This is a genomic window from Arcticibacter sp. MXS-1, assembly GCF_041902385.1.
In the GTDB taxonomy this organism is placed as follows: Bacteria; Bacteroidota; Bacteroidia; order Sphingobacteriales; family Sphingobacteriaceae; genus Arcticibacter.
In genome coordinates, this window is sequence record NZ_CP169244.1 from 40,996 (window position 1) to 62,688 (window position 21,693).

The following is a 21,693-nucleotide window of genomic DNA, read 5'->3' on the forward strand; positions in this document are numbered from 1 at the left end:
CGCCTCACTTTAAGATTTGCACCCTTGACCCGTTCTGAAGTTTCTGCTGCCCTCCGGTCACGATCAGCTCCTTACCGTTCAGTCCGGAGGCAATGGCGATATTGCTGCCCGAGGGATTGCCGATGGACACCGAACGCCGGTAAGCCCTGCTGTTCGAGCTGTCCACAGTGTACACATAAGTAGTGCCGTTAGGATCTCTCAGAATAGCCTCGCCAGGAAGCATAATACTTTCAGAAGAAGTTCCGGTGCTTAGTACGGCATTGGCAATCATTCCCGGCCGGATGCTGCCGTCGCTGTTGTCGAGCTGTATCTTTACTGTGTACGCCCTTGTGGTGGGGTCGGCCACAATTCCCAGCTCGGTGATCCTGCCTTCTACTGTCTGATCGAGGGCGGGGATGGAAACCGTCACACGCTGTCCCTTCCGGACGCGACTAACCTCGCGTTCAGGGATGCTGGTTTTGACCAGAAGCGGCCGGATCTGCACCACGGTGAAGTGAGGCACTCCCGGCGCCGCATTTTCGCCCGGCTCCACATTCTGCTCAGATACAACACCTGATATCGGGCTGCGGAGGCGGGTATCGTTATAAGCCTTCTGTGCCTGCCCTTTCGCTGCCTGCGCCTGCTGGAGGGAAGTAAGGGCCTTCTGATAGTCTACAGGAGTGAGGCTGCCCCGCTCCTTCATGATGAGGGCCCGGTTATACTGGTCCTGTGCCTGATCGAGTGTGGCAGTTGCCGCCTTCAGGCTGTAAGAATATGACTCTGGATTAAGCGTAGCAAGCAGCTCACCTTTCGCCACCGCTTGCCCCTCCCGCTTATACACGTTTTGTACGGTGCCCGTCGTACTAAAGCTCAGGTCCACCGTTCTGAAGGCTTCCACAGAGCCGCTTAGTAAAAGCTGCCCCGGTTGCTTCATGTCGCGGGCCCGGGTAACAGTAACAGGAATAGAAGACGATGAATCGTCTGAAGCTGCGCCCTCCTTTCTTCCGGAAGAATTGCAGCTTGCCAGAAATGATAAGATCAGGACTGCATATAGAAATCTCAGAACCGACATTAATTTGCGTTTAAGTTTAGTGGTTTAACAATCGGCTAATATAAAAGTTTATCAAATTTGTTACTGAAGATTATTGAGTCGTAACTATTAAGTATTTTTATCAAGGTCTTTTGCTTGGTGGAGGGCGTTTATCCTATAAGGCCGGACGACCGTATGCTGCTCCGGTTTGCTTTCTCTGCCTGTTGCGCTTGACAGTTGCTAAAGACCCCCGGGAGTATCAGCAGACCGCCGCGAGGCCGCAACTTGAAGGGGAAGAAGGAGTTATTAAAGAACCGGGGCAGTATTAGCATCTGTACTCTTTGACAAGCCTGCATCCGACTCTGACCTGGTTATACTCACGGCCGTATCTGGCTCGCTTCATTTACTGAAAGCAGCCGCAATTAACACACCATGTAGCCACGATGTAGCCACCTTTTCTTAGGATAGGGTGGCTGCATGGTGGCTATAAAGGTGTTGATATAGTTGCGCATTCAGACTCACAGGCGAGCTTGTCCTGACTCATTCACACTTCCTGTAGATACATCTTCTGTTTAAAATCGCTGCGAAGTGCAGCCTTCTGATAGTCCTTGGCGGGCATTATGGGTCGCCTGACTCTGCTGTTTGGCCAGTGCGGGAGAATAATGAAAAGAGAGTAAGTTCGGAGATTACCGTTACCGGCTATTAAAGGAGAAGTTGCGCTCCCTAATAGCCGGTAACAGCTTGTGCTTACTCGGGTAAACACCTTTTACCCCCGGGGAATATTAAATTAGAAGAAAGAGTTCCTGGAGCCTCATACTCACATTAACGGGACTCAGAACTAACGACAACATTCGTTGACGGTAAAATATCGTTAGCCGAAGTCGCGTAGAGTCCGATCAACGCTCCTGTAAATCCGCCTGCCATATTAGTGGAAAGGACGTCGCCCGACACAGTTCCGCCTACGTTGGTAAACTGGCTCCCGTCATAGGAATAGCTGAACTGGTAGTCATCACCTTTGGCAGAAACTTGCAGATGCAGGGGCTTACGGGCGTCCACTTTAGCGGTACCGAGCGGCGTGGTCTTTCCGTTCTCAGTTCTTGCCAGGATCAGGTAATTATCGCCCCCCTTGCGGGTAAGGCCAAATACGTAATTGAACGACTCTTTCTGATAGCATACGATGCCGGCCATATCTTTTTCTGTTGCCGGAGAATACTTCATGGTAACGGCAGCACTGAACACGTTATGTTGCTGCCGGTAGAAAAGAGTGGAAGTGGGCTCCTTGTCCTTGATATTCCTCTGGAAGGCGGCAATCCTCAGTCCATTTTTGCTCAGTGAGGCAAAGTCCTCGCGCGGGCCTCTCACTCCTATCCACCGGTGATCAAGAGTTTTACCCGTAAAGTTGTCCTCAAACGTAAAATTGCCGTTCGGGAAAAAGCCATTCTGCCCCGTCTGGTTCTTCACGCCGCCAGGCGTTTTAAGCTTGGCTTTTAAAGGAACCAGTCCATTTTCAAATACCGGAAACTGGCCGCTCCAGTCAACGGGCAGTATAAAAGTCTCGCGTCCGGTCGTTACCCGGTTCTTTTCATTGGGACGGATTCCCAGGAAAACTCCATAATACTTTCCATCAGGGCCTTCTACCAGGTCGGCATGGCCTGCCCAGTCCACCTTGTTGGTCCGGTCGGCCGGGAAGTATCTTTGGGTGAGGATAGGATTGCTGGGTGCCGGCACAAAAGGCCCTTTGGGACTGTCGCCTATGAAAATAACCTCACTATGCCAGCCGCCTGTTCCCCCTTCGGCGCACATGAGGTAATACTTTCCATTCTTTTTGTAGATGTGCGGACCTTCTATCCATATCGGTTTTTGTGTAATATCAGTACCTCCGTCAACGATCACCTTGTCGCTCCCGGGCACTACCTGGTCGTTTTCCAGGTCATAATCCCAGATCTTGATCACGCGGTGCCCTTCGTACAGCGCCTTTCCGGGTGCAGGGGCATCGTTATGCACTACATAGGCCTTTCCGTTGTCGTCAAAGAAAAGGGAAGGGTCAATGCCGTCGAACCGCAGTTTAATGGGGTCGCTCCAGCCTTTGGCCGGGTCCTTCGTTTTCACCACCATGTTCCCCATGCCTCCTGCAAACTGGGTAGTGATCATGTAAAAAGTATCATTAGCCTGATTATAGGCAATAGCAGGAGCGTAAACACCGCCGGAAATAGTGGCATCCTGCACCTTCAGTTGCGAGGGCCGGTCAAGGACGTGGCCTATCTGTTTCCAGTTCACCAGGTCATTCGAGTGAAAAATAGGCACCCCCGGAAAAAATGCAAATGAAGAGTTGACCAGGTAATAATCCGACCCTTTGCGGGTGATGCTCGGATCGGGGTAACAGCCCTGCAGGATGGGAGTATAGAACTCGTCGGCCTTCAACGGATTGTCATTATATACTCTATCGTCGCCCCGATAGCTGAAGCGGGTAAAAAGAGGGCCGTCCTTAGCCCCCTTGCTATTCACCTGCGAATAGACCTGAGGATGTAAAAACAGAGCAAACAAGGCTATGAAGAACGGCTGTTTGCGGAGAAAAACGAAATTAGCTTTTGGTGTTTTCATCTTTTTGGATACTTGAACGCCGCTATTGTCAGGGGTTCGTTGTACATATTAAAACTATTAAATTAAATTGATCCAGGCAGCATATGAAGCGCCTCTGTTTCCTGCTGCGCCTGCTATTCTCTTCATTTGCTGACGCAGGCGGCAACAGCAGGGCCTGGTGGTGCAGGGGCACGAAAGGCCCGGTGACGGATGCGAGCAGAAGCCTGGCGTCCGGATAATCTGAAAGTGTGGTTGTTCATCGTTTAAGAAGGCATTATGTTAGTTGCGTATTTAACAGACAGGCGCGGGCGCCTGCAGGGCGAATGGTCAAAACTACTGCAGGACGGCCAGCAGAGATGGCTAAATCGTTCAAATAACTAGCACCAATGTTTAAGGACAATTATTTATTGAGCAAACTAACCATCTCCCGCCCGGCGGCCATTGAGGGGCGGCAAAGAATCGTTTGTCCCGATGGCAGTCACTCTAAGATGAAGCGGAGCCGCCTGCAGCGGCAGCTCCTCGCACTTAACATTTGTCCTATCTTTTTCCACCTGAACATCTCCATCTGTGGTAGGATTAAGATAGATTTGAAATTTATAACTGATTATGAAAACCTCATTGAAACTATTCGTTTTTACGATGTTGTTTTTCTGCGGAAGCAAGGCTTTTTCGCAGGATCCCAACTTTTATGTCTTTCTATGTTTCGGACAGTCAAACATGGAGGGAGCTGCTAAGTTTGAACCCCAGGACACAACGGTGGATGCCCGCTTTCAAATGCTGGCAGCAGTGGACTGTCCTGAAAAGGGCAGAACAAAAGGAAACTGGTATACAGCTACCCCTCCCCTCTGCCGCTGCAAGACAGGACTGAGCCCTGTCGACTATTTCGGCAGGACGATGATCGCAGGCCTCCCTGCCAGTGTTAAAGTGGGAGTAATCAACGTAGCCGTAGGCGGATGCAAGATCGAGTTATTCGACAAGGATCAGTACCAGGCTTATCTGGCGGGAGCGCCCGACTGGCTGATCAACACCGCCAAAGCATACGATAGTGACCCATACGGACGACTCGTCGAGATGGGCAAAAAAGCGATGAAGGCCGGCGTTATAAAAGGCATCCTCCTTCATCAGGGAGAATCGAACACAGGCGACCCGAGCTGGCCTCAGAAAGTAAAGTCGGTATACGATCGTTTGCTAAAGGATCTGGGGATCGGCCCGGTGCCATTACTCGCAGGAGAAGTAGTTGGGGCAGATCAGGCAGGCAAATGCGCCAGCATGAATACCATCATCAACACACTTCCGTCGGTGCTGCCCAATTCCTATGTAATCTCATCAGCGGGCTGCCAGGCAGCGGGCGACAACCTTCATTTCAATCCCGCCGGCTACCGGGAGCTTGGGAAGAGATATGGGGAAAAGATGCTGTCGCTGGTTGGCCCTGCTGCCAAAAAAACCAGTTCCAAATAGTGCTGCCGTTATGATATCTGTCATGAAAAGAACGATCCGTCTTTTTACCATCATCCCGGTGGTCCTTCTCCTTTCTGTTTTTGCTTATGGGCAGCGGGCATCCAACCCTGTAATCTTTGCGGATGTGCCTGATATGGCAATAATCCGCGTGGGCAATGTTTATTATATGAGCAGCACGACGATGCATATGAGCCCTGGCGTGCCTATAATGCGCTCAGAAGACCTGATCAACTGGAAGATGGTGAGTTATGCGTACGACAAGCTGGACGACACCGATGAGCTCAATCTTGCGAACGGCAAGAGCACCTACGGCCGGGGCTCCTGGGCCAGCAGTCTGCGCTACCATAAGGGCACCTACTATGTGTCAACGTTTTCGGGTACCACCAACAAAACCTATATCTACACGACGAAAAACATTGAAAAAGGGCCCTGGAAGGCCCATTCGTTTGCGCCGGCCCTGCATGACCACTCGCTCTTTTTTGACGACGACGGACGCACCTATATGATCTATGGGGCAGGCCGGATCATGCTGACAGAGCTAAATGAAGACCTTTCGGGCATCAAAGCAGACACTCAGCCCCGATCCATTATTGAAAATGCAAGTACACCTGCCGGAGCTGAAATCGGACTGCCCTCCGAAGGCTCCCAGCTATTTAAGGTCAACGGAAAGTATTATCTCTTTAATATCACCTGGCCGCGCGGCGGTATGCGCACTGTTGTCATCCACCGTGCCGACCGGATAACGGGGCCGTATGAAGGCCGCGTTGGATTGCAGGACAAGGGCGTTGCACAAGGGGGCTTATCAGCACGCCGAAGGGGCAATGGTATGCCTACCTGTTCCGTGACTTCGGGGCGGTGGGCCGTATTCCGTATCTTGTCCCCGTGAGCTGGCAGGACGGCTGGCCTGTGCTCGGAGCAGGGGCTAAGGTACCTGAGGAGCTCGACCTGCCGCCCAGCCGGGGATATATCCCGGGGATTGTAGCTTCCGACGAGTTCAGCCGCAGCCGGAATGAACGCGATCTTCCTCTTGCCTGGCAATGGAATCATAATCCTGACAATACACTCTGGTCGTTGAAGCAGCGACCCGGATTCCTGCGGCTGACAACCGGAAGAACAGACACGTCGTTCTTACTTGCACGTAATACCCTTACCCAGCGAACCTTCGGACCGCAGTGCACAGGCATCACCGCTTTGGATGTGTCGGGAATGAAAGAAGGAGATTGTGCAGGACTCGCCCTCCTGCAGGCCAAATACGGATGGGTAGGTGTGAAAGCAGAAGAAGGCGGCCGCCGTTCCCTCGTCATGATCAATGCCGATTCAGGCAAGCCGCTGGAAGCTGGGCGTGTCCCCCTGCATCAGAAGGTAGTTTACCTGCGCGCGGATTGCGACTTTAAAGACCGGACAGACAAGGCTCGCTTCTACTACAGCCTCGACGGCAAGTCGTGGACCGCCATTGGTGATACCTTGAAGATGGCGTACACCCTCCCGCATTTCATGGGGTACCGCTTCGGGCTGTTCAGTTACGCGACCAAAGAGGCCGGAGGCTATGCTGATTTTGACTACTTCATGATCAGTGACGGACAAAAATGACGTAAACAGTATTTCATAAAGCAAATCCGCCGGAAACGAGTCCGGCGGATTGCCAACTATATGCCCCACCCAGAAAAACTTTTATCGCAGGAAAAACAGGCTATCTGTACCAGAAGCTACCGGAACAGCACCTGCGCGAAATTGTAGAGGTTATTACGCCATACCGGCCATGTGTGACCTCCTGGATACTCAGAATAAGTGTACTTTAGTCCCAGCTCATCAAACTTTGAAAGCATCGTTTTACAATTCGTATAGGCGATGTCCTCCTTCCCTCCCATCGAGATCCAGAGGCTTTTCAAATGGCTGTTGATGGCCGGGGCATTATCCTTAATGAAGGAATACTGAGGGCCAGACAGTTCGTCGCGGCCGGCAAACCAGCCCGAGCTGAACACACCGAGCGAGCTGAACATCGAAGAGTTTTTGATTCCTGCATAGAGGGTCTGCAAGCCGCCCATTGACAGTCCTGCCAGTGCCCTTCCGGCGGCGGAGGTCTCAGCCCTATAATTACTTTCAACGAAGGGGATCAGAGCGGTCTTGAGTTCGTTCTCGAACGCCCGGAGCGATTGTTCTCCAAACGCTCCTGCGCCCACATTTCCATCAGCCATGACGATCAGCATCGGTTTGGCTTTACCCGAAGCAATAAGATTATCCAGGATCAGGTCGGCTTTACCCTGCATCGCCCATCCTCTTTCGTCTTCACCGCCGCCATGAAACAGATACAGGACGGGGTATTTCTGCTGCTGGTTGTTGTCATAGCCGGGAGGCGTGTAGACAAAAAAGCGCCGCCAGGAGTTTAGCTGACGTGAGTAATAGCGTTTCATACGAAGCTCTCCGTGCGGTACATCCTTCTCAGCATAATAATCGCCTCCTGAAAAGGGAATCTCTATACCACTTGCCATTCTGCCCATCCCGTAAAATGTTTCACTTGCCGGATCGGCAAGAGCTACCCCGTCGATCATCAGTGAATAATAATGAAAGCCCTCTCCTATCGAGTCCGTGGTTACCTTCCACACGCCCTCTTCATCTTTCACCATATCATAGGGACGGCCGAGATCAACCTGAACTTTTCTTGCATCCGGAGCCTTGATCCGGAAAACGACGCGATGGTCAGGCATCACCTGAGGGTATGCGGCCGATCTGATATTGGTAGCGGCCCGCTGTCCGAGTACAGTGTACTGAGGAAACAATGCAGGATTAACCGGCTTAAAAAGAAGCTGCGAGAACATGTAGAGGTCATTCTTCCATACTTTAAAATCGTGCTTTCCGGGCTCGAGATAAAAAATATGGGGCACCTTTTCCCTCGTCAGATAGTCATGGGTCCGTTTGCTGAAATCCATCAGGTTGTCCTCATCTCCGCAGGAGATCCAGAGCAGCTTCAGTTTGCGTTTAGCCTCTTCCGGGCGGGGCACCAGCAGCTCGGGAGCCTTCGTATTAGGCGCCGATGAGAATCCGCCGACCCATGCAAAGTGATCAAGGTTGCCCAGCCCGAAATTCAAAGACTGTCCGCCGCCCATTGACAGGCCGGCAATAGCACGACTTTCCCGGTCTTTGCGGGCTGGGTATCTTGATTCGATGAAGGGAATCAGGTCATTGAGCAGGTCCTTCTCAAACGTGGCGAAGGCCTGCACTTTGTCGGGTGCCATGATGTTCCCTGTTGCCCGGTCGTCTTTCATCGCCCTGCCGTTTGGCAGGACCACGATCATCGGCTGAAGCTTCTTCTCAGCATACAGGTTATCCAGGATCACATGCGGCTGACCGTTGTTAAACCATTCCTTTTCATCCCCCCCAATGCCATGCAAAAGATAAAGAACAGGGTATTTCTTTTTAGCGGAATAGCCTGGAGGCGTATACACCAGAGCCTTGCGGACCGCTCCAACAGTGGCAGACCGATACGAAACGGTGTCGATCTTTCCATGCGCGATGCCTGCACGTGGGGCATCAAAACCATCAGGGGCTTGTTTATGCTCGGGCTGAGAAACCGCCCGGAGACAAGCGAACAAAAGAGTAAACGATAAAAACAGATATTTCATAACATTTTTTTAGGTCATACTCGTTTCTTCTGTACCTGCTCAAGATCCGGTAAAGCTGTAAACCCTTCCCTTCACTGTTGCCATGTCGTAGGAGAGCGCAGGCATCTCCTGCAAGCCCCTTAACTTTGCGTCCGGGGCAATGATCGGACCCGGGATGCTGTCGACATAATAGAAGGAGTTGGGATTTCTACCCGAAGCCTTTCTTAGAGCTCCCGCCGGACTGTGCAAAGCGTTGGGAACGGTTAAACGGAGGTTGCCACCCAGATTTGACCGGATTGCAAGCTTTCGGACGCGTCCGTTTTCCCATGCTAATTCCACGATCTCAAACCCTCCCCGCGCCTTTAGGCCTTTAACTGTCCCGCTCTTCCATGCGCCCGGCAAAGCGGGCAGGAGATGCAGAGAACCCGCGTGGCTTTGCATGAGCATCTCGGCAATACCGGCAGTACAGCCAAAGTTCCCATCAATCTGGAATGGCGGATGGGCGTCGAACAAATTATTATAAGTTCCGCCGCCGTCTTTATTCACACCGACTGGCGTGAGCTGATTCTTAATTAACTGCCATGCATGCTCGCCGTTGAGGAATCTGGCCCACATGTTCACCTTCCAGCCCATGCTCCATCCGGTGGACACGTCGCCGCGGAACAGCAGGGAGTTGCGTGCAGCTTCAAACAGGGCGGGCGACTGCTCAGGCAGGATCTGCTTGCCCGGATACAAGCCGAACAGATGGGAAACATGCCGGTGTTTGTCGTTGGGATCATCCCAGTCCTCCAGCCATTCTTGCAGCTGCCCGTGTTTACCAATCTGCATGGGCGGCAGTTTTTCCCTCGCTTCTTTCAGACGCTTTATAAATTGAGAGTCGCGGTCCCGGAGGGTTTCGGCCGCGCGGATGGTGTTAGAGAAAAGCTCAAAAACCAGCTGGTTGTCCATGGTAGCACCATAAGTAAGCGATACCCCTTTAAAACCGGGAAGCTTCGGTTCATTTTCAGGCGACACTCCCGGAGCCACTACGAGCCAGCCGTGCTTCGGCTCAGGCACCAAATGATCGAGGAAGAACAGGGATGCACCTCTCAGCACAGGAAAAACAGAGGCAAGGTATTTTAGGTCGCCGGTATAGAGATACCGCTCCCACAAATGCTCGGAGAGCCAGGCGCCGCCCATGGGCCACATGCCCCAGTAGGCACCATCCACAGGAGCAGTGATTCGCCAGATGTCCGTATTATGGTGAGCAACCCAGCCATTTGCTCCGTACATCGCTTTAGCTGTTGCCTGGCCCGTTTCTGCAAGCTCCCGAATGAGCCTGATCAGCGGCAGATGCGTTTCACTGAGATTGGTATTCTCCGCAGGCCAGTAGTTCATTTCTGTATTGATATTGATGGTGTACTTGCTGTCCCAGGGAGGATCCATCCGGTTATTCCATATTCCCTGCAGGTTGGCAGCCTGACCTCCGGGAGCAGAACTTGAAATAAGCAGATAGCGACCGAACTGAAAGTACAGCGCGGCCAGCTGCAAGTCATTGCCCTGAGCGAAAGACTGCAATCGCTCGTCAGTAGGCAGACTGGCAGAAGCGCTGCTTCCCAGATCCAGCGAGACGCGTTTGAACAGCTTCTGGTAGGCGGCGATATGATCTCGCAGCAATTGCGAATAGGGCTTTGCTAAGACAGAGGCCATCATCTTTTCCGCTCTCAGGCCTTCATTGGCACTCAGGTCTTTATAATTGTTAAAATTGGTTCCTACACTGACATAGATAGTTGCGGAAGTGGCAGAATTAATCTGGACGGAAGTATCGGTAACAGTCCTTGTTCCTCCCTCTGCCACCACCTTCGCCAGCGCCTTGAAGCGCACCATTCCTTTCAGTCCTTCATGATCGGAGGTTGTAGCCTCAAGTGCGATCTGGCCCTTAGGATCCACCTTTCGCACGAAGCGATGGAGGGAGCTTAACGAAGCTGAGAAAGAAAGTTTACCCGGCCGGCTGGCCGTAAGACGCACGATCACGGCCTTGTCGGGAAAAGAAGTAAAAACCTCTCTGCTGTAACGAACGTCGCCTATCCAATAAATGACCCTTGCCACAGCATCCTCGATATTGAGCTCGCGATAGTACCGGCCGGCGTGCTCGTGCCCTTTGAAATCAAGATGTAGATCGCCTACCGGCTGAAACTTCATTCCCTGGCTTTTTGCTGAGATCATCGTCTTTCCGACCATCTCCTGCGCTTCGGCATATTTCCCTTCGAACAATAGTTTTCGTACCTGTGGAAGGGCCTGGAGCGCTGCCGGATTATCATTTCCGCCGGGGCCTCCCGACCAGACAGTTCCTTCATTCAGGGATATCGTTTCACGACTGGTGTTTCCGAAGACCATGGCACCGAGGAAGCCGTTACCAAGAGGCAATGCATCTGTCCAGGTTTGACCTGCAGGCTTTTTATACCATAGTTTAAGACCCGTATTGCTCTGGCCTGACAGATAAACCGGCAACAAGATGAGGATGGCGAGACTCAGCCAGCGTCTCTTGAACAGCATTAACAGGTGTCTTGGTTTCATTTTAAAGATTACTAATGGTCAGTACGCATGCAAATTTACGAACGAGGCTGTGGTTTAACTTCTGGCTAGACATTGCGCTAATTTCTAAGTGCATTTTATGCTCAGCAGAAGCAAGGCAAGCAGAGTCAAAGCTAAGATATCGGTTAATGGAGGCACGTGTAAGATTGGGTTAAAAGATAGCAGATTTGTTTAGCTACCCTTCTGCTAAAGCCCGTGAGCGCCGATAAGGACAAAAACAGAACTATTGGACTCAGTAGGAAGATCTATTAATGTAGAGTTGACATTTATACTACTTTTTTTGACAGGACGGCAATACCTCAAGCAACGGCAAATCTACCTTTGAAAGGTCGGAGCTACAACACTTGTCCTGGCGGTATGCCGGGAGACGGCTTTGACATTAGCTAACTTATATAAACTAACAACAGGTAGACCTTACTACTATGGCCCCACCCACTTAACACTCCTTATTGCCAGCAGCGCAATCTATCAGCTATTGATATGGAAGTAACAGATCCGAAAACTAATTGAACCAGCAACATGAAAAGATTTTTTCTAGCCTCAACAGTTCCCTGGCGGGGAGCCTCAGGCAAGACACTGATTACAGTTGTACAAAACGAAAAATTAAACAGCCAATCGATTTGCTCTTAATCCTATTTGATAATGAAAAAAAATATACTAAAAACGTGTGAGGACGTGCTCCATTGGCATTCTGGAGGGAGACGTCTGTTAGCCAGATTACACCTTGCACATCTCCTTATTGTTATACTGAGCCTGAGTGCGTCGGCCCAGCAGAAGCGCACAGTAAAAGGCATCGTGCTTGACCAGCAACACAACACCGTGATCGGAGCAACAGTAACCGTAAAGGGAACAAACTTAAAAGCTCTCAGCGATATCAACGGAAGATTCAGCATTGCTGTTCCGGCAGACCGGCACACACTTGTCATTTCCTTCATTGGGATGCTCAGCCAGGAGGTCGATATACAGGGAAAGACGGAAGTCAGAGTTACCATGAAAGATGACATGGCGCGACTGGAGGAAGTAGTGGTGATAGGTTATGGCACGCAGAAAAAGGCCAGCGTAGTGGCAGCCGTTGCTCAGACAAGCGGAAAAGTGCTCGAAAGAGCCGGGGGAGTATCCAGCATCGGCGCAGCACTTACCGGGAATGTTCCGGGGGTGGTCACTACACAGAGTACCGGGATGCCCGGCGAAGAAGACCCCAGAATTGTGATTCGGGGAAGGAGCACCTGGAATAATAACGATCCCCTGATCCTGGTCGACGGGATCGAACGGCCGATGACAAGCGTAGATATCGGATCCGTAGAATCTATTTCAGTACTTAAAGACGCTTCAGCTACCGCGGTATTTGGGGTAAGAGGCGCTAATGGCGTTATCCTGATCACTACCAAGAGGGGGCGCGAAGGCCAGGCCAGTGTACGCGGAACAGTCAACAACGCTGTAAAAGTACCTTCTAAATTGCCAGGAAAGTACGACGCTTACGATGCACTGCGGATCAGGAACCAGGTGATTGAGTATGAGCTGGCACTAAGACCTGAAAGCTGGAACGATTACTTGCCTCAGTCAATTATAGATAAGTATCGTTACCCGGCAGATCTTGCAGAGGCTGAGCGCTATCCAAATGTAAACTGGGACAAGGTCTTATTTAAAGATTACGCCATGTCGCACAATGCCAACGTCAATATCACAGGCGGGACCAGTAAAGTAAAGTATTTTGCCAGCGCTGATTATCTGTATGAAGGCGACCTGTTTCGAAAGTTTGAAAACAACCGGGGTTACCAGGCAGGGTATGGCTTTAATCGCCTTAACATGCGAAGCAACCTCGACTTCAATCTTTCGAAGTCCACAGTTTTAAGAGCGAGCCTCTCGGGCTCAAGAGGTGTTAAAAAGATGCCCTGGGGCGCATCAAGCAGTGACTACTCCTACTGGATCGCGGCATATACAACGGCGCCGGATGTTTTCATGCCCAGATACTCAGATGGCACCTGGGGATATCACGCGCCCAACGTACAGCGCGGACTCAACTCGGCACGCATACTAGCCGTCAGCGGAACAGAGTTTACCACTACAAACAGGATTACGACCGACTTTACACTCGATCAGGACCTGGGAAGCTTAGTAAAAGGACTGAACTTCAAGGGCACGATTGCGCTTGACAATACATTTGTTGAAGGCGACAGAGGGATAAACGACCAGAACAATGATATCCAGGCTAAATGGATCGATCCGGAAACAGGCCAAACGACCTATCAGTTAGCATTCGATGCGACAAACCGTTTTGACTTTCAAAATGGCATCAACTGGACTACCAGAGGGGGCGCTGTAGAAGACTGGTCCACCTACCGCCGTCTGTTCTATCAGGCTCAATTAAACTATTCCAAAACACTGGGATTGAAACACACGATCTCGGCAATGGGCTTATTTAACCGGAATCAGTACGCCACAGGAAGCGAGATCCCTTTCAACAGAGAAGACTGGGTTTTCAGGACAACTTACAACTATGCTAACAAATACATAGCAGAATACAACGGATCCTATAATGGTTCCTCCAAGTTCGGCCCTGATAACCGCTTTGCCTTTTTCCAATCGGGCGGTGTAGGCTGGACGATCTCAGAAGAAAAGTTCATGAAGCCTTTAGGCTTTATCGATAATCTGAAGGTGAGGGCCTCATATGGAGAAATTGGGGACGATAGCGGAGGTGCGCGTTGGTTGTACTTAACACAATGGGCCTACGGGGAACAAACGAAGCTGGGCGTGACCGGCGAAGGCTCTGAAGCAAGCCCCTATGTATGGTACAGGGAAAGCGCCTTAGGCAATCCGGACATACGGTGGGAGAAGGTGAGAAAGGCGAATGTCGGGGTCGACTTCAGCTTCTTCAGAGGACTCATTTCCGGAAAACTGGACGTGTTCAGAGACAGGCGGTCTGACATCCTGCTGACGGGTGACCGCCGGGCCATTCCCTCCTACTTCGGAGCAGTTGCTCCGGTGGCAAACCTGGGCAAAGTGGAGAACAAGGGATACGAACTGGAACTGGCTTTCGAGAAGAAGTTAAATTCGAACTTACGCCTGTGGGGGAACGGCAACTACACCACTGCAAAAGACAAAGTACTGGAAGCAGACGATGCTACCCTGTTGCCTCAATATCAGAAAAGGGCAGGAAAGCAGATCAGCCAGACCTATTCATACGTAAACGGCAGCTATTACAACACCTGGGATGAGTTGTATGCAAGTACTATAACAGATAATGGCGACGGTCAAAAACTACCCGGGAACTACCATATTCTCGACTACAACGCTGACGGCGTGATCGATTCAAAGGATAATATCCCCTTTGCCTTCCCCTCCGTACCTCAGCATACCTTTAATGCTACGCTAGGTGTTGACTGGAAAGGGTTCAGTGCATTTGTACAAGTCTATGGTGTTAATAACGTAACGCGCCAGGTTGTATTCAGCAGCTTATCCGGTCAAAATCACCTTGTTTATGACGAGGGCAGCTACTGGTCGAAGGACAACACAAACGGCGATGCACCTCTGCCCCGCTGGTTGTCAACACCGAGCAGCTACAGCCCGGGTAACCGCTTCATGTATGACGGATCCTACATTCGTTTAAAGAACGCCGAGATCGCCTATACATTTAGCAAAAGCAACAGCTTCGTTAAAAAGATCGGCATAGAGAACCTCCGGGTCTTCGTGAACGGAAACAATCTGGCCGTGTGGACCAAGATGCCAGACGACAGGGAATCGAATTTCGCCGGCACAGGTTGGGCTTCACAGGGCGCCTATCCAACTGTTAAGCGCTTTAATCTCGGAGCTAACATCACCTTTTAAAAAGACTTTTATGAGACCTTATATAAAAACTGTTTTATCCTGTGTTGTCGTTTGGGCCTGCGTCGGTCTTTCTTCATGTGAGAAATATCTTGACAAGGATGCCCAGACTAACATTTCAGAAAAGGAAGCGTTTAAAAACTTCACTAATTTCCAGGGCTTTACAGAAGAGCTCTACAATTGCATTGTCAACTTTAGCAACAATTACTGGACCAACTCCTGGAACTGGGGGAAGATGAAATTACGTCGACCGCGGGAAATTTCCACTTCATCCACAAGATCGATGACGGAAATTTTTGGGGATGGCAGTCTGAATTCGACGGATGGGGTGCAGGATGGATGAACCAGGCTGATTTTACGCCCAGCACCGGTCCGAATTACACCAACAACAGGTTTAACAAGGACCTGTGGAATGCAGCATGGTATGGGATCCGAAAGGCGAACATCGGCTTAGCGAACATGGACCTCATGACCGATGCAACGCCGGAAGAACGTAACCTTATTAAGGGACAACTGCTGTTCTTCAGAGGCTGGTTCCATCATCGTCTGATGGAGTATTTCGGAGGCCTGCCCTATATTGACGAAGTGCTTCCAAGCGCAGGGCAAATCCGTCTGCCCCGTCTCAAATACAGCGAATGCGCGGATAAAGCTGCCGCCGACTTCAGAGCCGCCGCTGATCTGCTGCCTGTGAACTGGGACGATACTGCTCCCGGCAAAAGGACGCTCGGCAAGAACCAGTTAAGGATCAACAAGATTATGGCCCTTGCATACCTGGGTAAAAATTACCTTTGGGCTGGCAGTCCTCTGATGAACTACGAGTCGACAGGCAATAAAGCGTATAACGTTGAGTATTGCAAAAAGGCTGCTGCCGCTTTCGGGGAATTGCTAAACCTGACAGAAAGCGGGAATACACAATACAGCCTGGTCAAGTTCTCCGACTACTACAAAAACTTCTATACGACGGGCGAGGGATGGGCCCTTCCAGGAAGCACTGAGGCGATCTTCAGAGGACCTTATTATTCGGCTAACGCCTCGAATTGGGGAACCAGCAAGCAATACACTCCGGTGGTGGTTTCGGAAGGCGATCTTAAGTTCGTCCCCACCGCTAACTACGTGGACTACTATGGGATGAAAAACGGACTTCCCATTCCTGACATCACGAAGCCCGATGCGGAATCGGGATATGACCCGCAATACCCATGGAAAGGGCGTGATCCTCGTTTCTACAACGATATTGTTTTTGATGGGGTAAAGTTCGTGCAGGGCGCAATCCCCAATGTAGACGAGCAGCCGAACCGGTATGCAAACCTGTTCACAGGCGGGAGCTACCGAAACGTGAGCTCCGGAAGCAGAACCGGTTACGTACTCCGCAAGTTCATTCCGATTACTGCTAACAAGTATGACAACGCCTATAGCTGGGGAAATAACCTCCATATTTATGTGCCCTATATGCGGCTGTCAGACGTCTACCTGATGTATGCTGAATCCGCTTTAATGGGTTATAACTCTCCCCTCGGCAAAGATCCGAATTTTAGTAAAACAGCAGTGGACGCCATCAACGTGATCAGGGCCCGCGCGGGAGTTGAGCCCGTAAACGCAAAGTTTCTGACCTCTGCAGAAACGCTTTTACCGGAACTAAGAAGAGAAAGGGCTGTAGAGCTTTCTTTCGAAGGCCACCGGTTTAACGATCTGAGAAGATGGCTTTTATTGATCGAACAACCGTACACATTGAAAAAGTCGGTCGAATTTGACCGGACAGGACCATTTAATGCCACAGACGCGACTCTAAACAAGGTTTCAAATCTAAGGGAAGTAGTGATCCTGGAAAGGCAGTTCTCCCAGAAGCATTATTGGCTACCCTTAAAGAATGTGGACGTAAATATGTACGCGGAGTTCGCGCAGAATCCAGGTTGGTAATAGCTGGTTAAAATCAAAAGAGATGAAAAAAAGCAAATTAAGATAGGAATAGCATTGTGTCTCGCTTTCGCAACCGGAGTGTTGCAGGAGAGCCGGGCAACGACTGCTTTCAGAATCAACAAACAATCTGCGTATAAATTAAAGCAATATCAGGCGCTGAATGCCACGAACCGTCAGGATTCAGCAAGTACGCAGAGTGGCCAAAAAGATACACTTGTACAAATTGCTTTCAGAAAAGTGGCTAAAAAAGACCTCCTGGGAGGGGTTTCAGTAGTGAGCTATTCTGAGCTAATGAATAAAAACTATGCAACGAGCAGTTTGGAGAACCTTGATGCACTGGTACCTGGCTTTCACGGGAATATCTGGGGCAACAGCGGTTACCTGGTGCTGGTTGATGGATTCCCCAGGGATGCTAACAACGTCATGCCAACAGAGATCGATCAGATTACTGTTATGAAAGGCGTAGGAGCAGTTGCCCTGTATGGGAGCCGTGCTGCAAAAGGAGTTGTTTACATTACAACTAAAAGAGGAGGTAATTTTGATCAGAAAATAAATATACGGGCCAATGCAGGAATAAATGTACCAAAGGCGTACCCGGAGTACCTGGGTTCTGCGGAGTATATGACTTTGTATAACGAGGCGCGCAGAAACGACGGATTGCCGGACCTGTACAGTGCCGAATCGATCTACAATCATTCGGCTGGACTTAACCCCTATCGTTATCCTAATATTGATTTCTATTCTTCCGACTATCTGAAGGACAGCTATAACCGCTATGATATGACGGCAGAAATCTCGGGCGGAAATAACAGAGCGCAGTACTACACGAATATGGGATTCTGGTCCGACGGGTCACTGTTAAACTTCGGTGAAGCCGCAAGCAATAGCGGTTCTAACAGATTCAACCTCAGGGGGAATATCGACATGAAACTGAACAGGATCATCAAGGTCAATGTCGATGCATCCGCGAGCTTTTACACCGGCAAGGGCGTGAATGCCAACTATTGGGAAAGCTCTTCAACCGTCCGGCCTAACAGATTCTCGCCTCTTATTCCAATCAGCATGATAGAAGGCACTGACGATCCTTCTCTGATCTATGTAAAGAACAGTAACTATATCATCGACGGGAAGTACCTGCTTGGCGGAACTCAGCTTGATCAGACTAACGTTTTTGGCACGATCTACGCCGGAGGCTCCAACAAAAAGATTAACCGTCAGTTCCAGTTTAACACCGCGGTTGATTTTGATCTGGGGGGGCTGACACAGGGTCTTTCGTTCAGATCGGCTCTGGCAATTGACTATCTCACCACCTTTACCCAGGCGTATAACAATAAATATGCGGTGTATGAGGCAGGCTGGAATAATTACGCGGGCATTGATCAGATTAGTGGCCTCACCAAATACGGAGACGACTCAAAATCAGGAACGCAGAACATCAGCGACAGTTATTACCGCCAGAACATCGGCTTTTCGGGCCAATTCAACTACAATCGCACATTCAATAACAAACATCATGTGTCTGGAACATTTCTTGGCTATGGGTTTAATATCGGCGAGTCTGAGGTGTACCACAAAACCAACAATGCAAACCTGGGTCTGCAGTTAGGCTATAATTTTAACCAGAAATATTATCTGGATTTCAGTAGTGCATATATCTATTCAGCTAAGCTGCCGAAAGCGAACAGGGCAGCCTTCTCTCCCACCGCAAGCATAGGCTGGAGGATCAGCGAAGAGTCGTTCCTTAAAGGAGTTAAAGCTCTTGACGATCTCAAAATCACAGCATCTGTCGGCATCCTGAACACGGACCTCGATATCTCAAATTATTACTTGTATCAGGGGTATTATACCTACAACGATGCTGCGTGGTACAGCTGGAAAGACGGACAGCTTGTGCATAGTTTTGACAGGCGGAGAGGAAATAACTTCAACATGAAGTTCCCTCAGCGCAGGGAAATCAGTATTGGCTTAGACGGATCGCTCTTTAGCAATACAATAGCATTTAGTGGCAATGCGTTCTTCAGCGAAACTAAAGGCAACGTTGTTCAGCCTGCAACGCTCTACCCTCTGTATTTTTCAACAGGCTGGCCGGTATACTCAGACGTTCCCTATGTAAATTATGACAATGACCGGCGGAAGGGCGTTGATTTTGCCCTCAATTTTAATACAAAGGTGGGGGATACACGTTGGACGCTCGGAGTGAACGGAACCTATTACCAAACAGAGGCTGCTGTACGGTCATCCGACAACCAATATGAGTATGACTATCAGCGCCGCAGTGGAAGACCTCTCGACGCACTATTTGGTTTGCAAAGTGCAGGTTTCTTCATGGACGATCAAGATATTGCCAACTCCCCCAGTCAGTCACCCCTCGCCTCCGGAGGTGTTAAGCCGGGCGACATTAAATACAAAGACCAGAATAATGACGGTATTGTAGACAGCAGGGATGAGGTTTATCTCGGAAAAGCCGGCTGGTCCGGAGCTCCTCTAACCTTGGGGGTTAACCTCACAGCAAAATGGAAAAGCCTTACATTTTTCGCACTCGGCACTGGCCGTTTCGGAGCAAAGGCGATGAAAAACAGTTCCTATTTCTGGGTAGACGGGCAGGATAAATACTCTGCAGTAGTTCGTGACAGATGGACAAACGAGACCAAAAGCACTGCAACGTTCCCCCGTCTGACGACAGGCACGAGCGACAACAATTACCGGAACTCTGATTTCTGGCTATATAGCACTAACAGATTTGACTTGTCAAAAGTACAAGTCTCCTATCAGCTTCCGGCAAAAGTCCTGGGCAACGGCTTTATAAAGGAATTAGGTGCTTACGTGAATGGCTTCAACCTGCTTACAATAGCTAAGGAAAAAGACATTCTGGAACTTAACGTTGGTTCTGCTCCGCAGACGAGATTCTACAATCTGGGCGTAAAGGCTATGTTTTAACACGGGGTCCAACATTTAAAATTATTTGAACATGAGAAAATTAATATTAGTGTGCATGTCGCTGATTGCGTTGTTCAGTAGCTGTGAGGAAATGTTTGAACCAGCTATAGAGAACAACCTCGAATTGGAAAATGCGTACAGTAATGCGACTTACGCTCAGGGTCTGCTTCTTAACGGCTATACCAGGATACCAACTAATTCGTGGTCCTTTAACGATGTGGCAACCGACGATGCGGTAACGAACGACAGAAATAGTTCGCTGCTCAAAATTGCGTCCGGCCAATGGAGTGCCATGAACAATCCCTTAGACCAATGGAGAAACAGCCGGTCTGCTATTCAGTACCTCAACCAGTTCTTTGCCGTGTCAGACAGTGTTGCGTGGGCCAGAGATCCCGTCATCAGCAGAATGTTCAACGACCGGATGAAAGGCGAAGCTTACGGGCTCAGGGCATTGTTTATGTTCTATCTTCTCCAGGCTCACGGAGGAAAGGCAGCGAATGGCGAGCTTTTGGGAGTTCCGCTGTTACTCGAACATGAAACAGTAACATCAGACTTTAACCAACCCAGGGCTACTTTTGATGCGTGTCTGCGCCAGATCTATTCTGATCTCGCTAAAGCAGAAGAGCTGCTCCCACTGGATTATAGCGACGACTCACCGGTTCCGTCAAAATATACAGGAGTGAACGCAGACAATTATCACCGCGTTTTTGGAGCCAGCTTTATAGGGCGAATGACGGGTCGTATTGCTAAGGGTATCCGGGTGAGGGCGGCCTTATTGGCTGCAAGCCCGGCATATAATTCGGGAGACCAGTCCAAATGGGCGGACGCCGCCAATTACGCTGCTGAGCTAATTGATCTTAGAGGCGGCCTGACCAACCTGACAAATAAAGACCTTGTCTGGTATAACAGTACGGGCGGTATTGATGCACTTGCTGCCGGCGCCAATCCTTCTGAAATTTTGTGGAGGGGAAATGTCGCGACGAACAACGACCTGGAAAAAGACAACTTTCCACCTACCCTGAATGGCCAGGGACGAGTAAACCCGACGCAAAACCTGGTTGATGCTTTTCCTATGGCCAACGGCTATCCTATTTCTGATGCAACAAACAGCGGCTATAATGCAAGCAACCCTTATGATAAGCGGGATCCACGCCTGACGCTTTATGTTCTCACGAATGGATCGACCGCCGGAACCACAAACTCAGCTATTAATACAGCGGCTGATGCACCTACAAACGACGGGCTCAACAAGGTGGAGACATCCACTCGTACCGGGTATTACCTCAAAAAACTGCTACGACAAGACGTCAACCTCAATCCCTCATCAACTACTACCCAGAAGCATTACAATCCCCATATCAGATACACCGAAATCTATCTGGCATATGCAGAGGCAGCAAATGAAGCCTGGGGGCCGCTCGGTACCGGAGGTCACGCCTACTCTGCCTATGATGTGATCAAAGCAATACGGACACGCGCCGGTGTAGGTACCGCCAACGGAGACCCTTATCTCGAATCCGTGAAGAACAGTAAAGATGCAATGCGGATGCTGATCAGAAATGAGCGCAGACTTGAATTATGTTTTGAAGGGTTCCGCTTCTGGGATCTCCGCAGGTGGAACAGCAATCTGAATGAAACCGCTAAAGGAGTGAGTATTTCTGCCGGGACTTATTCCATCATTAATGTCGAAAACAGATCATACGACAATTACATGATTTACGGTCCGATTCCGTACAGCGAAATACTAAAATACAACAAACTAACCCAAAATGCAGGGTGGAAATAATGGGAGATATT

The 21,693-nt window shown here is 50.0% G+C and carries 12 protein-coding genes; 8 read left to right on the forward strand and 4 right to left on the reverse strand.

The features are described 5' to 3' along the window. Nucleotides 1-4: 4 nt before the first annotated feature. Both ACES2C_RS00170 and ACES2C_RS00175 read right to left on the reverse strand, forming a co-directional pair. A complete protein-coding gene (locus ACES2C_RS00170; RefSeq protein WP_374165026.1) occupies nucleotides 5-1,051 on the reverse strand; it encodes an efflux RND transporter periplasmic adaptor subunit in 1,047 nt (348 codons plus the stop codon). 780 nt (nucleotides 1,052-1,831) lie between these two features. Further along, nucleotides 1,832-3,610, reverse strand: a complete 1,779-nt coding sequence (locus tag ACES2C_RS00175; protein WP_374165027.1) for a glycoside hydrolase family 43 protein — start codon at nucleotides 3,608-3,610, stop codon at nucleotides 1,832-1,834. 585 nt (nucleotides 3,611-4,195) lie between these two features. On the opposite strand from ACES2C_RS00175, the gene ACES2C_RS00180 reads away from it, so the two are divergent. The 3 genes from ACES2C_RS00180 to ACES2C_RS00190 are packed head-to-tail and all read left to right on the forward strand — an operon-like array spanning nucleotide 4,196 to nucleotide 6,637. Further along, nucleotides 4,196-5,047, forward strand: coding sequence for a sialate O-acetylesterase (locus ACES2C_RS00180; RefSeq protein ID WP_374165028.1), 852 nt, complete (start codon nucleotides 4,196-4,198; stop codon nucleotides 5,045-5,047). A gap of 22 nt (nucleotides 5,048-5,069) precedes the next feature. Beyond that, complete coding sequence (locus tag ACES2C_RS00185) at nucleotides 5,070-5,933, forward strand: glycoside hydrolase 43 family protein (protein ID WP_374165029.1); 864 nt, start codon at nucleotides 5,070-5,072, stop codon at nucleotides 5,931-5,933. Further along, entirely contained in the window at nucleotides 5,930-6,637 is a 708-nt protein-coding gene (locus ACES2C_RS00190) for a hypothetical protein (protein WP_374165030.1), read from the forward strand. The genes ACES2C_RS00185 and ACES2C_RS00190 overlap by 4 nt, the downstream gene beginning before the upstream one ends. A 116-nt stretch (nucleotides 6,638-6,753) precedes the next feature. Here ACES2C_RS00190 and ACES2C_RS00195 read toward each other — a convergent pair whose 3' ends face one another. Beyond that, a complete protein-coding gene (locus ACES2C_RS00195; protein WP_374165031.1) occupies nucleotides 6,754-8,667 on the reverse strand; it encodes an alpha/beta hydrolase-fold protein in 1,914 nt (637 codons plus the stop codon). A gap of 39 nt (nucleotides 8,668-8,706) precedes the next feature. Beyond that, complete coding sequence (locus ACES2C_RS00200; RefSeq protein ID WP_374165032.1) at nucleotides 8,707-11,202, reverse strand: glycoside hydrolase N-terminal domain-containing protein; 2,496 nt, start codon at nucleotides 11,200-11,202, stop codon at nucleotides 8,707-8,709. Between the two features lie 660 nt (nucleotides 11,203-11,862). Here ACES2C_RS00200 and ACES2C_RS00205 point away from each other — a divergent pair. The 5 genes from ACES2C_RS00205 to ACES2C_RS00225 are packed head-to-tail and all read left to right on the forward strand — an operon-like array spanning nucleotide 11,863 to nucleotide 21,682. Continuing rightward, the gene (locus tag ACES2C_RS00205; protein WP_374165033.1) at nucleotides 11,863-15,045 is read left to right on the forward strand and encodes a SusC/RagA family TonB-linked outer membrane protein; all 3,183 of its coding nucleotides are present in this window, start codon (nucleotides 11,863-11,865) and stop codon (nucleotides 15,043-15,045) included. A 10-nt stretch (nucleotides 15,046-15,055) separates the two neighbouring features. Then, nucleotides 15,056-15,385, forward strand: a complete 330-nt coding sequence (locus tag ACES2C_RS00210) for a hypothetical protein (RefSeq protein ID WP_374165034.1) — start codon at nucleotides 15,056-15,058, stop codon at nucleotides 15,383-15,385. Beyond that, nucleotides 15,382-16,959 carry a RagB/SusD family nutrient uptake outer membrane protein gene (locus ACES2C_RS00215; protein WP_374165035.1) on the forward strand — a complete coding sequence of 526 codons (1,578 nt, stop codon included), beginning with the start codon at nucleotides 15,382-15,384 and terminating at the stop codon, nucleotides 16,957-16,959. The genes ACES2C_RS00210 and ACES2C_RS00215 overlap by 4 nt, the downstream gene beginning before the upstream one ends. 54 nt (nucleotides 16,960-17,013) lie before the next feature. Next, on the forward strand, nucleotides 17,014-19,896 hold the full coding sequence (locus ACES2C_RS00220) for a SusC/RagA family TonB-linked outer membrane protein (protein WP_374165036.1): 2,883 nt from the start codon (nucleotides 17,014-17,016) through the stop codon (nucleotides 19,894-19,896). Between the two features lie 31 nt (nucleotides 19,897-19,927). Continuing rightward, nucleotides 19,928-21,682 (forward strand): RagB/SusD family nutrient uptake outer membrane protein, encoded by a 1,755-nt coding sequence (locus tag ACES2C_RS00225; protein WP_374165037.1) that lies wholly within the window; start codon nucleotides 19,928-19,930, stop codon nucleotides 21,680-21,682. Nucleotides 21,683-21,693 lie beyond the last annotated feature (11 nt).

What these genes read in the sequence shown, in the direction of transcription:
- ACES2C_RS00185 (WP_374165029.1), top strand. Translation starts at nt 5,070, where the DNA reads ATGAAAAGAACGATCCGTCTTTTTACCATCATCCCGGTGGTCCTTCTC.
- ACES2C_RS00175 (WP_374165027.1), bottom strand. Translation starts at nt 3,610, where the DNA reads ATGAAAACACCAAAAGCTAATTTCGTTTTTCTCCGCAAACAGCCGTTC.
- ACES2C_RS00180 (WP_374165028.1), top strand. Translation starts at nt 4,196, where the DNA reads ATGAAAACCTCATTGAAACTATTCGTTTTTACGATGTTGTTTTTCTGC.
- ACES2C_RS00215 (WP_374165035.1), top strand. Translation starts at nt 15,382, where the DNA reads ATGAACCAGGCTGATTTTACGCCCAGCACCGGTCCGAATTACACCAAC.
- ACES2C_RS00225 (WP_374165037.1), top strand. Translation starts at nt 19,928, where the DNA reads ATGAGAAAATTAATATTAGTGTGCATGTCGCTGATTGCGTTGTTCAGT.
- ACES2C_RS00205 (WP_374165033.1), top strand. Translation starts at nt 11,863, where the DNA reads ATGAAAAAAAATATACTAAAAACGTGTGAGGACGTGCTCCATTGGCAT.
- ACES2C_RS00170 (WP_374165026.1), bottom strand. Translation starts at nt 1,051, where the DNA reads ATGTCGGTTCTGAGATTTCTATATGCAGTCCTGATCTTATCATTTCTG.
- ACES2C_RS00195 (WP_374165031.1), bottom strand. Translation starts at nt 8,667, where the DNA reads ATGAAATATCTGTTTTTATCGTTTACTCTTTTGTTCGCTTGTCTCCGG.
- ACES2C_RS00200 (WP_374165032.1), bottom strand. Translation starts at nt 11,202, where the DNA reads ATGAAACCAAGACACCTGTTAATGCTGTTCAAGAGACGCTGGCTGAGT.
- ACES2C_RS00210 (WP_374165034.1), top strand. Translation starts at nt 15,056, where the DNA reads ATGAGACCTTATATAAAAACTGTTTTATCCTGTGTTGTCGTTTGGGCC.